Annotated in this window: 11 protein-coding genes and 1 tRNA gene; 6 read left to right on the top strand and 6 right to left on the bottom strand. The window is 71.6% G+C overall.

From position 1 onward, the window contains the following. From SACSA_RS23765 to SACSA_RS0118650, 4 genes are all read right to left on the bottom strand, one after another. Window positions 1-789 (bottom strand): neutral zinc metallopeptidase (locus SACSA_RS23765; RefSeq protein ID WP_019819241.1); only part of this gene is annotated, 789 nt, incomplete at its 3' end. A 299-nt stretch (window positions 790-1088) separates the two neighbouring features. Further along, window positions 1089-1163 (bottom strand) — tRNA-Val (locus SACSA_RS0118660). Between the two features lie 60 nt (window positions 1164-1223). After that, complete coding sequence (locus SACSA_RS0118655; RefSeq protein ID WP_019819240.1) at window positions 1224-1679, bottom strand: peroxiredoxin; 456 nt, start codon at window positions 1677-1679, stop codon at window positions 1224-1226. Window positions 1680-1866: 187 nt separating this feature from the next. Beyond that, window positions 1867-2289 (bottom strand): DUF3052 domain-containing protein, encoded by a 423-nt coding sequence (locus SACSA_RS0118650; protein ID WP_019819239.1) that lies wholly within the window; start codon window positions 2287-2289, stop codon window positions 1867-1869. 404 nt (window positions 2290-2693) lie between these two features. Here SACSA_RS0118650 and aceE point away from each other — a divergent pair, with 404 nt between their 5' ends. From aceE to SACSA_RS0118620, 6 genes are all read left to right on the top strand, one after another. Then, window positions 2694-5501, top strand: coding sequence for a pyruvate dehydrogenase (acetyl-transferring), homodimeric type (gene aceE / locus SACSA_RS0118645; RefSeq protein ID WP_019819238.1), 2808 nt, complete (start codon window positions 2694-2696; stop codon window positions 5499-5501). A gap of 323 nt (window positions 5502-5824) precedes the next feature. Then, window positions 5825-7018 carry a PucR family transcriptional regulator gene (locus tag SACSA_RS0118640; RefSeq protein WP_019819237.1) on the top strand — a complete coding sequence of 398 codons (1194 nt, stop codon included), beginning with the start codon at window positions 5825-5827 and terminating at the stop codon, window positions 7016-7018. Between the two features lie 231 nt (window positions 7019-7249). Beyond that, window positions 7250-8152 (top strand): ACP S-malonyltransferase, encoded by a 903-nt coding sequence (locus tag SACSA_RS0118635; protein WP_269634823.1) that lies wholly within the window; start codon window positions 7250-7252, stop codon window positions 8150-8152. Next, a complete protein-coding gene (locus tag SACSA_RS0118630) occupies window positions 8149-9135 on the top strand; it encodes a beta-ketoacyl-ACP synthase III (RefSeq protein WP_019819235.1) in 987 nt (328 codons plus the stop codon). The genes SACSA_RS0118635 and SACSA_RS0118630 overlap by 4 nt, the downstream gene beginning before the upstream one ends. A 69-nt stretch (window positions 9136-9204) precedes the next feature. Continuing rightward, the gene (locus SACSA_RS0118625) at window positions 9205-9450 is read left to right on the top strand and encodes an acyl carrier protein (protein WP_019819234.1); all 246 of its coding nucleotides are present in this window, start codon (window positions 9205-9207) and stop codon (window positions 9448-9450) included. Window positions 9451-9483: 33 nt separating this feature from the next. Continuing rightward, on the top strand, window positions 9484-10731 hold the full coding sequence (locus tag SACSA_RS0118620) for a beta-ketoacyl-[acyl-carrier-protein] synthase family protein (protein ID WP_019819233.1): 1248 nt from the start codon (window positions 9484-9486) through the stop codon (window positions 10729-10731). A gap of 100 nt (window positions 10732-10831) precedes the next feature. On the opposite strand, the gene SACSA_RS0118615 is transcribed toward SACSA_RS0118620, so the two are convergent. Further along, entirely contained in the window at window positions 10832-11323 is a 492-nt protein-coding gene (locus tag SACSA_RS0118615; protein WP_028662030.1) for a DUF3145 domain-containing protein, read from the bottom strand. 214 nt (window positions 11324-11537) lie between these two features. Then, window positions 11538-13043 carry a S8 family serine peptidase gene (locus SACSA_RS0118610; protein ID WP_019819231.1) on the bottom strand — a complete coding sequence of 502 codons (1506 nt, stop codon included), beginning with the start codon at window positions 13041-13043 and terminating at the stop codon, window positions 11538-11540. Window positions 13044-13323: the final 280 nt, after the last annotated feature.

The raw sequence follows: 13323 nt of genomic DNA, 5'->3' as shown, positions 1-13323 counted from the left end.
GCCCGCGCCGCCGTCGCGGTAGCCGCGCAGTGCCCACCCGCGCTGGGTGTCGCCCGCGCCGTGCGTGTCGCTGTCCACCCAGTTGCGGAAGTCGTCGACGGCGGCCTCGGCCAGTTCCCGGTCGAACGCGCCGCCGTCGCGCGCCTGACGCAGGAACGTCCCGGCCAGGCAGTTGGCCTGGAGCTCGACCCGTCTGCCGATCTCGCGGTCGGCGGGCCCGTCCTCGGCGTAGCGGCCGAGCATCCTGCCCGCGTCGTCCAGGATGCCGCTGAGGTGCTGGACGTGGTGACCGTACTCGTGGGCGAGCGTGGCGACGTGGGCCTCGACGCTGAGCCCGAAGGCGTCGAGCGTGCGGGAGCGGGGCAGGTAGATGGTGGTGTCGGTGGAGCAGTAGAGCCCGGTGGCCTCCGCGCTGGGCGGCAGCGGCCCGCAGGCGGTCTCCGGCGCGTCGGCGATGCTGACCCGGGCGGGCCCGAACCGGGCCCCGGCCGCGTCGAGAGCCGGGCGCCACGACCGGTCGAGGCAACGCAGCAACGCGTCGTAGAAGGCCCTCAACCGGGAGACGGCGCTACCCGGTTCGGGCAACTCGCAGGCCACGGACGCCGGACGGACCACGCTGCTGTGCAGGGGATTGTCCCCGATGGCCGCCACGGTCGGCGGGTCGTCGCGGAACGGGGTTTCCGTGGTGGAGCCGCCCGCCGCCGTGGTACCCGGTCCGTCGCGCGCGGGGACCACGACCACGAGGGCGAACACCAGCCCGACGGCCACCAGCGCAGGAAGCAGGGACACCCACCACCGCGTCCGGCCGGGGCCGCGCCGGTCCCGGGCTCCCCCGTCATCCCCGTCACCAGAACCTGTGCGCACAGCCGCCTTCACCGTTCGAATTCGGATACCGGCGACGAGGATATGCGATCGCGAACGCGAGTCGATCACGGATCGGCAACGTCCTCGCCGCGTCCCGCGCGCACCGGCGCCCTCGGAACACCCAGAGACGTCTGAGCACAGCGTCACGGACCGGGAGCGTGGACGACCCGGCGACGAAGGGCCGTGCCGGAACACCCCCGACGCGATCGCTGGTCGAAGCCGGGTGGTGGGCGCAGCAGGGTTCGAACCTGCGACCCCCTGCTTGTAAGGCAGGTGCTCTTCCGCTGAGCTATGCGCCCGTCGGCGGCCCCGTGCGGGACGGGGTCGCCGTGTCCCACGAACCGCGCGTGCGGCCGGAATCAGGCCAGGTCGGCGACCGCCTTCTTCCAGGCCTCCTGGTCACGCGGCTCGCCCGGCTGGTTCACCTCGGCGAACCGGACGGTGCCGTCGGTGTCGATGAGGAAGGTACCCCGCTTCGCCAGCCCCGCGTTCTCGTCGAACACACCGTAGGCCTTCGCGACCTCCCCGTGCGGCCAGAAGTCCGACAGCAGCGGGAACTGGTACCCCTGCTGCTCGGCCCACGCCTTGAGGGCGAACGGCGTGTCCACGGAGACGCCGAGGACCTGTACACCGGTGTACTGGTCGAAGTCGTCCCTGAGCTGGCACAGCTCGCCCTGGCAGACGCCGCTGAAGGCGAACGGGTAGAACACGAGCAGAACCGGCTTGTCCCCGCGGAACGAGGAGAGCGTGACTTCCTGCTTGTTGTAGTCGTTGAGCGTGAAGTCCGGGGCTTTCGAACCGACCTCGACCGCCATGGGTGCGCAAACCTTTCGCTCGTCGGTGTCCGGCGCCGCGGCCCGCCCGGTGCGCGGTCGCTCGCCGCACACACGAAAGCGGGCACACCGTACGCCGATGTGCCGTGCACGAGCCTATCGTGCGGCACAGGAGTCCGGGCAACGCCGTCGGTGCCCCGGCCCGGTCCTCGGACCGGGGCACCGACGGTCAGCGGCGGGCGGACCGGGGCACCAGCCGGGTCCCCGTCCACCCTTCGCCGACGCTGAGGTTCGAGGTCTGCGACATACCGACCGTGGGCACCGCCTCGGCGATCTCGCTCGGTTCGACGTGCCCGGGCTGGCCGGTCTTGGGCGTGAGCACCCACACCACCCCGTTCTCGTCGAGCGGGGCACGGGCGTCCACGAGGGCGTCACCCAGGTCCCCGTCCCCGTCGCGCCACCACAGCAGCACCACGTCGATGACCTCGTCGGCGTCCTCGTCGAGCAGCTCACCACCGGTGTGCTGTTCGATGGCGGCGCGGACATCCTCATCGACGTCCTCGTCCCAGCCCAGCTCCTGGACCACCATGTCCGGCTTGATTCCGAGCCTCTCGGCGACGCTGTTCTGGTCAGCGTCTCCCGCGGCGACCACGACTTCTCACTCCTCCAACATCGAGTGCTCCAACGGCCGGCCACCTCGGTGGCCTACGACCGCACGGTACGTACACGGATGGGCTTAGCGAACACTGCCACGGGCCCGAGCGCAACCGTCCACACCGGAGCAACACCGGCGCGGGCGCCACGGGCCGTGCCCCGGGCGGCCCGGTCGCCGGTTCGGCCCTGCTCGGCGGCCGTTTCCGGCAACCTGACCCCGACCATCACGCCCGGTGTTGAACTAGGCTGGACGGTGCGGTTCCACCAGGACCGGGCCACGACGGAGCACGGTGTTACGAACGGCTCAATGTTACCGCAGAGTAATTGCTGACGGACGCCGCGCCCGGCACGACCATGACACACGATCGAACGAAGCGACACGATAACCGGCGAGGAGATCCCTTGGCCCCCGAGAACAACGAGGCCGGCCGCGCGGAAGCGCCCGGCCAGGGAGCACCGGCGCGCGTCCGCGTCATTCGCGACGGACTGGCGGCGCACCTGCCCGACATCGACCCCGAGGAGACCTCCGAGTGGCTGGACTCCTTCGACGCCGCGCTGGCGCGGGGCGGTCAGCAGCGCGCCCGCTACCTGATGCTGCGCATGCTCGAGCGGGCCCGGGAACGCAACGTGGGCGTGCCGCCACTGACCGCCACCGACTACGTCAACACCATCCCCACCGAGAACGAGCCCTGGTTCCCCGGTGACGAAGAACTCGAACGCCGCTACCGCGCGTTCATCCGGTGGAACGCGGCCGTCATGGTGCACCGTGCGCAGCGGCCCGGCGTCGGCGTCGGCGGGCACATCTCCACCTACGCGTCCTCGGCCGCCCTGTACGAGGTGGGCTTCAACCACTTCTTCCGTGGCCGGGACCACAGCGGCGGCGGCGACCAGATCTTCATCCAGGGCCACGCCTCCCCCGGCATCTACGCGCGCGCCTACCTGGAGGGCAGGCTCAGCGCCGACCAGCTCGACGGGTTCCGGCAGGAGTACTCCCACGCGGGCGAGGGCGGGGGCCTGCCGTCGTACCCGCACCCCCGGTTGATGCCGCACTTCTGGGAGTACCCGACGGTGTCCATGGGCCTCGGCCCGATGAACGCCATCTTCCAGGCCCGGTTCAACCGCTACCTGGACGCGCGCGGCATCTCCGACACCAGCGACCAGCACGTGTGGGCCTTCCTCGGCGACGGCGAGATGGACGAGCCGGAGTCGCGGGGCCTCATCCACGTGGCCGCGGCCGAGGGACTCGACAACCTCACCTTCGTGATCAACTGCAACCTGCAGCGGCTCGACGGCCCGGTGCGGGGCAACGGCAAGATCATCCAGGAGCTGGAGACGTACTTCCGCGGCGCGGGCTGGAACGTCATCAAGGTCATCTGGGGCCGCGAGTGGGACGCGCTGCTGCACGCCGACCGCGACGGCGCGCTGGTCAACCTGATGAACACGACGCCGGACGGCGACTACCAGACGTACAAGGCCAATGACGGGGCCTACGTCCGGGAGCACTTCTTCGGCCGGGACCCGCGCACCAAGGACCTGGTGAAGAACCTGTCCGACGCCGACATCTGGAACCTCAAGCGGGGCGGGCACGACTACCGCAAGGTCTACGCGGCCTACAAGGCGGCGCTGGAGCACCACGGCAGGCCGACCGTGATCCTGGCCCACACGATTAAGGGATACGGCCTCGGCCCGGCGTTCGAGGGCCGCAACGCCACCCACCAGATGAAGAAGCTGACCCTCGACGATCTGAAGCTGTTCCGGGACGCCCAGCGCATCCCGATCAGCGACGAGGAGCTGGAGCGCGACCCGAAGCTGCCGCCGTACTACCACCCCGGGAACAACTCCCCCGAGATCGAGTACATGCACGGCCGCCGCAAGGCGCTGGGCGGGTACCTGCCGGAGCGCCGGTCGACCGCGAAGCCGCTGGTGCTGCCCGGAGACAAGGTCTACGACTCGATCCGGAAGGGCTCGGGCAAGCAGGACGTGGCCACGACCATGGCGTTCGTCCGCCTGATCCGCGAGCTGGCCAAGGACCCGGAGGTCGGGCAGCGGCTCGTGCCGATCATCCCGGACGAGGCCCGCACGTTCGGCCTCGACTCGATGTTCCCCACCGCGAAGATCTACAACCCGCAGGGGCAGAACTACACCTCGGTCGACGCGCAGCTCATGCTCGCCTACAAGGAGTCCGAGCACGGCCAGCTCCTGCACGAGGGCATCAACGAGGCTGGTTCGACGGCGTCGTTCACCGCGGCGGGCACCTCGTACGCCACGCACGGCGAGCCGATGATCCCGATCTACATCTTCTACTCGATGTTCGGGTTCCAGCGCACCGGCGACGGGCTGTACGCGGCGGCCGATCAGATGGCGCGCGGGTTCGTACTCGGCGCCACGGCGGGCCGCACCACGTTGACCGGCGAGGGGTTGCAGCACGCGGACGGGCACTCGCTGTTGCTGTCGGCGTCCAACCCGGCCGTGGTGGCCTACGACCCGGCGTGGTCGTTCGAGATCGCCCACATCGTCAAGGACGGCCTGCGCCGGATGTACGGCGAGACCGGCCCGGACGGCAACGGTGAGAACGTCTTCTACTACATCACCGTCTACAACGAGCCCTACCAGCAGCCCGCCGAGCCCGAGGACCTCGACGTGGACGGGCTGCTCAAGGGGCTCTACCACTACCGTTCGGCGCCGTCCGGCGACGGTCCCCGCGCGCAGATCCTCGTCTCGGGCGTGGCCATGCCCGAGGCGCTGCGCGCGCAGGAGATGCTGGAGCGGGAGTGGAACGTGCGGGCCGACATCTGGTCGGCGACGTCGTGGACCGAGCTGCGGCGCGAAGCCGTCGAGGTCGATCGCGACAACTTCCTGCACCCGGCCGACGAGGCGCGCACGCCGTACGTGACCAGCGCGCTCGCCTCGGCCGAGGGCCCGGTCGTCGCGGTCTCCGACTGGATGCGCGCGGTGCCCGACCTCATCCGCCCGTGGGTGCCGACCGACATGCTCACACTGGGCACCGACGGGTTCGGCTTCTCCGACACCCGCCCGGCCGCGCGGCGGTACTTCCTCGTCGACGCCGAGTCGATCACCGTGGGAGTGCTGACGATGCTGGCCCGGCGCGGCGAGGTCACGCGGGAGACGGTGGCCGAGGCCGCGCGCCGGTACGAGATCCACGACGTGACGGCGGCAGGGCCGCAGACGTCCGACTCGGGCGTCGCGTAAGGAAGGACGCGCGAGGTCCCGTGCCGCGACCGCTGTCCCCGACGGCGGCCGGCCGGGACCTCGTGCGCACCCGCGGCACGAACGAGTGAGCCCGGTGGCGGCACCGGAACCCGCGATCCATAGTGGAACAACCGGTGGGGACCGGGGAAGTGGGACCGCCCGTGGCGCCCGGACCGGCGCGCCGTGGGCGGTCCCGCGCCACGAACCCGCACCGGCGGGCCCGGCCCCGCGCGATCGCCGGGAACACGTCTTTTCCGCACGTCACGGACGCGGTACTCGTGTGACGCGGCACTCGACGGCACTCGGCGTAGGATTCGGGCACGATGTCTGGCACGAACGATCACGGACTGTCGTCCACCACGCTGCGCGAGCTGGAGCACGCCTCGGGGCGGCTCGCGAAAGCGAGCGTGGCCGCGCTGGAGGAGCGGCTGCCGTGGTTCGCCCGGATGCCCGCCGACCAGCGCGCGAGCGTCCTGCTGATCACCCAGGCGGGCGCGGCGGGCTTCGTGCGGTGGATGCGGGACTCGAAGGAGGCGCTGCGCCTGACCACGGAGGCGTTCCGCTCGGCGCCCCGCGAACTGTCCCGGTGGATCAGCCTGCGCCAGACCGTGGAGATCGTCCGCCTCGCGATCGAGGTGTTCGAGGAGCACCTGCCCGAGTTCGCCGCCGACGAGGCCGAACGCGCCGCGCTGACCGAGGGCATCCTCCGGTACGGACGGGAGATCGCGTTCGCGGCGGCCAACTCCTACGCGGCGGCGGCCGAGGCTCGCGGGGCCTGGGACGCGCGACTCGAAGCGCTCGTGGTGGACGGCGTGGTCCGCGGGGACGCCGAGGAGTCGGTGCTCTCGCGCGCCGCCGCCCTCGGGTGGGACCCGGCGGGCAGCGCCACCGTGCTGGTCGGCAACCCTCCGTCGGACGATCCGCCGTCGGTGGTGTTCGAGGTCCGCAGCAAGGCGGCCCGGGTGGGCAGGCCGGTGCTGCTGGGCGTGCACGGTTCCCGGCTGGTGGTCGTGGTGTCGGGCCCGACCGACGACACCCAGCGGGACCGCGAGATCCTGCCCATGCTCGCCACGGCCTTCGCCGAGGGTCCCGTGGTGGCCGGGCCGACGGTCGCGGGCCTGGCCGAGGCCCACCGCAGCGCCTCCGAGGCGCTGTCGGGGCTGCGGGCGGTCGTCGGCTGGCCCGCCGCACCGCGCCCCACGCGGTCGAGCGACCTGTTGCCCGAACGCGCGCTCGCGGGGGACGCCGAGGCCGAACGGGTCCTCGTCGAGCAGATCGCACGGCCGCTTGAGGAAGCGGGCCCGGCCCTGCTGGAAACGATCGAGACCTACCTGGAAAGCGGCGGGGTCCTCGAAACGTGCGCCCGCCAGTTGTTCGTCCACCCCAACACCGTGCGGTACCGGCTGCGCAAGGCCGCCGAGCTCACCGGCCGCAACGCGGGCGACCCCCGGGACGCGCTGGTGTTGCGGACGGCCCTGACGGTCGGGCGGCTGGCCCGCTCCCGCGGGCTGTGGTGACGACGCGCCCCGGCTGCCCGACTTGTTGTGGTACGACTCACACGCCGATGTGGCGATCTCCGCGCTAGAACGACCCCGACAGCGCTGTGTCCAGGGCGCGCGATGTGGCCGCGCTCACCGCACCTCGTCGCTGGTCAGCGTCGTGTTTGTAGAGCTTCCACAACCTGACCGGACGGACTTGGTCACTCGGCGGCATCCCCCACGCGGACGGTGACCCTGTTCCCTACAGGAGTGACCACCGCGCTTCTCTGCCCCGGACAGGGGTCCCAGGCCCCCGGCATGCTCTCCGCCTGGCTCGAACTCGACGGCGCACGGGACACGATCGAGCGCTGGTCGGCGCGCAGCGGCCTCGACCTGCTCCACCTCGGCACGGAGGCCGACGCCGAGGCGATCCAGGACACCGCGCTGGCCCAGCCGCTGATCGTCGCCGCCTCGCTGCTCGCCCACGAGCACCTGCCCGCCGACAGGCCCGGCGACGGGCCCGTGGCGGGGCACTCGGTGGGTGAGCTGGCCGCCGCCGCGGTGGCGGGCGTGCTCTCCCCCGACGACGCGGTCACTCTCGCGGCGGTGCGCGGGGCGGAGATGGCCAAGGCCTGCCACGCCGAACCGAGCGGCATGGCGGCGGTCATGCTCGGCGACCCGGAACAGGTCGTGGCGTGGCTGCACGAGCAAGGTCTTGAGGCCGCCAACCGCAACGGCGCCGGGCAGATCGTGGCCTCCGGCGCGGCGGAGAAGATCGAGCGGATCGTGGCCGAGCCGATGGAGGGCACCAAGGTGCGTCCGCTGAAGGTGGCGGGCGCCTTCCACACCGGCTACATGACCTCGGCCCAGGACGCGCTGCGCGAGCACGTGGCCTCGCTCTCTCCGGCTGACCCGGTGCGGCCCCTGCTGTCCAACGCCGACGGCGAGGTCGTCACCAGCGGAGCCGAGTACCTCGACCGGCTGGTCTCCCAGGTGACGCGGCCGGTCCGCTGGGACCTGACGATGGCACGACTGAGCGCCCTCGGGGTCGACCACACCGTCGAGCTGCCACCCGCGGGAACCCTGACGGGGCTGGTCAAGCGTGAGCTCAAGGGCGTGGTCGGCACCGCCACCGCGGTGAAGACGCCGGACGACCTGCGGGAGTCGCGATGAGCACGAGCCGGCCCGCCCTCACGCTCCCCCGGGGAGCCGAGGCCGCTCGCGTCCTCGGTGTGGGCAGCACCCAGCCCGACCGGGTCGTCACCAACGATGATCTCGCCGCGCGGATGGACACCAGCGACGAGTGGATCCGCGACCGTGTCGGCATCGTCGAGCGCCGCTTCGCCGACAGCGACGAGGGCGTGGTGGACATGGCCGTGACCGCGGGGGCGAAGGCGCTCGCCGACGCGGGGGTGGCACCGGCCGACGTGGACACCGTCATCGTTCCCAGCTGCACGATGCCCTCGCCCATCCCGAACGCGGCGGCACAGGTGGCCGACCGGATCGGGATCGCGGCGGCGGGCGCGTTCGACCTCAACGCCGCCTGCGCGGGCTTCTGCTACGGCCTCGGCGTGGCCTCCGACCTGATCCGCGCGGGCTCGGCCACGCGGGTGCTGGTGATCGGCGCGGAGAAGCTGACCGACGTCGTCGACCACGACGACCGCTCCACCGCGATCATCTTCGCCGACGGTGCGGGCGCGGCCCTGGTCGGCCCGTCGCGGGAGCCCGGGATCGGGCCGGTCACGTGGGGCAGCGCGGGTGATCTGGTCGACATGATCTACATGCGCGACGACCGCTACCTGTTCCAGGAGGGACAGTCGGTCTTCCGCTGGGCCACCACGCAGATCGCGCCGGTCGCGCTGCGGGCGGTCGAACTGGCCGGGCTGGCTCTGTCCGATATCGACGTCCTGATCCCGCACCAGGCGAACCTGCGGATCGTCGAGGCCATCGCCAAGCGCCTGCGGGCCAAGGGCGCTCGCGACGACCTGGTGGTGGCCGACGACATCCGCTACTCGGGCAACACCTCGTCGGCCTCGATTCCGCTGGCACTGGATCACATGCGCGCGGCGGGCACCGTGCGCAGCGGTGACGTGATCCTGGCCGTGGGCTTCGGAGCGGGGCTCTCCTACGCGGCGCAGGTGCTCGTCTGCCCGTGATACCACTGACGCCGACGGCGTAAGGTCCGTCGCGACACCGCAAGCGCAAACCCAGGAAGGAACGCCGAAGTGGCAGACAAGAACGAGATCCTGTCCGGCCTCGCCGAAATCGTCGAGGAGGTCGCGGGCGTGGCCCAGGACGAGGTGAGCCTGGAGAAGTCCTTCGTCGACGACCTCGACATCGACTCGCTGTCGATGGTGGAGATCGCCGTGCAGGCCGAGGACAAGTTCGGCGTCAAGATCCCGGACGACGAACTGGCCAACCTCAAGACCGTCTCCGACGCCGTGGACTACGTCGCGGCCAACTCGAAGTAACGTCCGTCTGTCGCACCTCGGGGGGAGACACCGATGAGCACCACCGACGTCGTCATCACCGGACTCGGCGCGACCACGCCGCTCGGTCCGGACGTCGGTTCCACGTGGGACGGTCTGCTCGCCGGCCGCAACGGCGTCCGGGCCATCGAGGCCGACTGGGTCGACCGGCACGACCTGCCGGTGCGCATCGGCGCGCCGCTGGCCGAGGAACCGACGGAGCGGATTCCGCGCGTCCAGGCACGCAGGCTGGACCGCTGCGAACAGGTCGCGCTCCTCGCGGCCCGTGAGGCCTGGGCCGACGCCGGGTTCACCGAGCCGACCGACGAGCACACCGACGTGGACCCCGAGCGGCTCGGGATCTCCATCGGCACCGGCATCGGCGGACCGTCCACCCTGCTCAACCAGGATGACCTGCTGGAACAGCACGGCATCCGCAAGGTCTCCCCGTTGACGGTGCCGATGCTGATGCCCAACGGCCCTGCGGCGCACGTCGGGATCGACCTCAGGGCACGCGCCGGGGTGCACTCACCGGCCTCGGCGTGTGCCTCCGGGGCGGAGGGCATCGCGACGGGCTACCAGATGATCGCCTCCGGGCGTGCGGACGTCGTCGTCGCCGGTGGTGCGGAGGCCTGCATCGCGCCCATCACGATCGCCGGATTCGCCCAGGCACGCACGGTGTCGACCCGCAACGACGACCCGGAGCACGCCTCCCGGCCGTTCGACGCCGACCGCGACGGGTTCGTGCTCGGTGAGGGCGCGGGCACGGTCGTGCTGGAGCGGGCCAACCACGCCGCCGCGCGGGGTGCGCGCGTCTACGCCCGGCTCGGCGGCTACGGCATCACCTCGGACGCCCACCACATCACCGGCAACCACCCCGACGGCATCGGCCAGATCGCCGCGATGGAGCAGGCGATCCGCATGGCGGGGCTGTCCACCGCCGAGGTCGGGCACGTCAATGCCCACGCCACCTCCACGGTCGTCGGTGACGTCGGCGAGGCCGCCGCGATCCGCAAGGCGGTCGGGGACCAGCCCCTCGTGACCGCGCCGAAGGGATCGCTCGGCCACCTGGTCGGCGGTGCGGGCGCGGTCGAAGGCATCGCCACGATCCTCGCGCTGTACCACGGAATCGTGCCCGTGACGCGGAATCTGGACAGCCTCGACCCGAAGGTGGAGCTCGACGTGGTCGCGGGCGAGCCGCGCAAGGCGGACCTCACCGCGGCACTGAGCAACTCGTTCGGCTTCGGCGGGCACAACACGGCCCTGCTGTTCGTCACCGCGTAGTCGGCACGGGCCCGCTGGGCCCGGCTCCGGCGACGAGTGGGGGAGTGGCACATCCGCGCCGCGGTCGTGCCACTCCCCCACTGACGTCTCGGGGCGCCGGTCAGCCGACCTGGTGCAGCCAGGTGACCGGGGCGCCGTCTCCCGCGTGGCGGAACGGTTCGAGTGCCTCGTCCCAGCTCGTGCCGAGCAGGGTGTCCAGCTCGTGGGCGAGCTGCTCGCCCGCCCGGTTGCGGGACACGAGGTGGCGCAGGCGGTCCTCGCCCACGACGATGTCGCCGTTGGCACTCGTGCGCGCGTGCCACAGTCCCAATCCCGGCACGTGGCAGAACCGCTGTCCGTCCACGCCGGAGCTGGGCTCCTCGGTGACCTCGAAGCGCACCATCGGCCACGCCTTCAACGCGGACGCGAGCCTGCCGCCCGTGCCCGCGGGCCCGCGCCAGTCACACTCGGCACGCAGCTGACCGGGTGCGGCGGGCTGTGCTGTCCACCGCATGTCCACCCGGCCACCGAGCGTGCCGGAAAGCGCCCACTCGACGTGCGGACATACCGCAGACGGCGACGAGTGGACGTACACCACGCCACGAGTGCTCACTGCTGACCTCCGCTACTCGACGAGGGGCGTCTTCCCCTACGACCTCGTCAGCACGGAACGATCTTCCCGAGGCGACTCCACTGACATTCTGCACCGCGGTCACCCGTTTGGCCACACGAGCACCAGAAATCACACCGGCGTGCGGCCGGGTCCGAACGACGGTGACCCCGAGTGGAGTACCGCGTGCCCGGACCGGCCGCACGCCGGGGGTCCGTCACGGAGTGCGGGCCCCGAACGCGGTGGCCGCCGCGACGGTGTCGACCAGGCCCGTGCCCTTGTCGTAGCTGGAGGTGTAGTCCCCCACCGGCTCGTAGGCCGCGCCGTCGGTGTACTTGTGCGCCGTCGACTTCAGCACGTGCTCGACCTGTCCGGGGCTGGCCTGCGGGTTCGCCTGGAACAGCTGGGCGACGATGCCGGTGACCTGAGGCGCGGCCATGGACGTTCCACTGAGGACGTTGTAGGTGCCGAGGTCGAGCGCACCGGGCCCGTTCACCGCCGCGCCCCCGGTCGCGCAGATCGGCTGGTACGGGCGGCAGGAGGACAGGATGTTCTCGCCGGGCGCGGAGAAGTCCGGCCAGGTCGCCGGGTCGCTCGCGGCGCCGCGCGAGGAGAAGTCGGACACGGTGCCCTCCCGGCTGCCGTTCCCCTGATCGTTGTACGACGCGACCGACAGCACACCCGGAGTGGGGTCCTGGCCGGGCGGGTTGGACAGGTTCCGCGAGCCGTCACCGCCGTCGTTGCCGTTGGCCCACACCGTGACCACGCCCTCCTCGGCCAGTGCGCGCTGGAGCTTCGCGGTGGCCGAGCCGGGGTCGAACTCGCCCCCTCCGCCGGGGCCGTAGGAGTTGTTCACCACCTTGATCGGCGGGCACTCCGAGGCGGGCACGCCCGCGCCGCAGGGCGCGTCGTGGTGCTCAAGCACCCAGTTCAGCGCCGCGTTCGCGCCGAGGATGACCAGCGCGGCTCCGGTGGACAGCGACACGACCTTCGCCCCGGGTGCCGATCCACCCACACGGGTGTCGTCCGACAGTTGGTAGTCGCTACCCGCCGCGATCCCGGTGACATGGGTGCCGTGCCCGCCGAGGGAGAGGGTGTCGGTGTCGAGACTCGTCGGCACGTCGACCACGCAGTCGGTGCCGGTGCTCTCCTGGAGGCACAGGCTCTTGAGGTTGCGCATGACCCGCGTTCCCCCGTCGGAGTCGCGCAGCGCCGGGTGCAGCGGATCCACGCCGGTGTCGATCACGGCGATGCCCACACCGGTACCGTCGAGCGGCCTGCCCTCGGCGTCGACGAGGGTCTCCCGGGCGGGCAGGCTCCGGGTGGCCTCGGTACCGGAACTGGCGTAGACCTCGATCGGGTCGTTGTTCTCGACATACGTGACGCCCTCGGCGTCGCGCACCTGTCGAACCTCGTCGGCCGTGCCGGTCGCCGCGACGACGCCGATCCGGTCGAAGCTGGTGATCTCCGTCAGGCCCGCGGTGCCGACCGCGTCCCGGGCCGCACCGACATCGACACCGTGTACGAGCACCGTCATCGGCGCGGTGGCCTCCGCCGTCGACAGCAGCGCGCCGAGGGTGTCGGTGACCGGTGTGGTCCCGTCCCCCGCCAGCGCGGCCGGAGCCGTCGTCATCGTCGTCGCCAGCGTCGTGGTCACCGTGAGAGCCGTGGCGGACACCGCGATCGCCAGTGATCGCGGGCCCCGACCCGCCCGTGTGCGCATTCCAGCCTCCAGAACCCGAAACCAATCCATGCCTACTTGGGAGTAGCACTCAACTAGGTGACTGCAATCACTGTCAATGATTACTTTGTGCGCACGTCGCGCGGCGGGCCCGGTTGCCGTCCGCTATAAACACAGACAGGGAGCCCGGGGGCCAGGGAGGTGTGCGTGCGACTCGTCCGATTCGCCGGAAGGCCCGCGCGCGTCTCCGACGACGTCCGGGCCGCGCTCGCCGCGCTCGGCCGGGGCGGCACCGTGGCGGGAGGCGTGGCCCTGCTCGGCG

Origin of the sequence: Saccharomonospora saliphila YIM 90502, from assembly GCF_000383795.1 — a bacterium.
Lineage (GTDB): Bacteria > Actinomycetota > Actinomycetes > Mycobacteriales > Pseudonocardiaceae > Saccharomonospora > Saccharomonospora saliphila.
The sequence above is the reverse complement of the archived record's forward strand: the minus strand, read 5'-3'. Positions and strand labels throughout refer to the sequence as shown.

What these genes read in the sequence shown, in the direction of transcription:
- SACSA_RS0118620 (WP_019819233.1), top strand. Translation starts at nt 9,484, where the DNA reads ATGAGCACCACCGACGTCGTCATCACCGGACTCGGCGCGACCACGCCG.
- SACSA_RS0118610 (WP_019819231.1), bottom strand. Translation starts at nt 13,043, where the DNA reads ATGCGCACACGGGCGGGTCGGGGCCCGCGATCACTGGCGATCGCGGTG.
- SACSA_RS0118655 (WP_019819240.1), bottom strand. Translation starts at nt 1,679, where the DNA reads ATGGCGGTCGAGGTCGGTTCGAAAGCCCCGGACTTCACGCTCAACGAC.
- SACSA_RS0118630 (WP_019819235.1), top strand. Translation starts at nt 8,149, where the DNA reads ATGAGCACGAGCCGGCCCGCCCTCACGCTCCCCCGGGGAGCCGAGGCC.
- SACSA_RS0118640 (WP_019819237.1), top strand. Translation starts at nt 5,825, where the DNA reads ATGTCTGGCACGAACGATCACGGACTGTCGTCCACCACGCTGCGCGAG.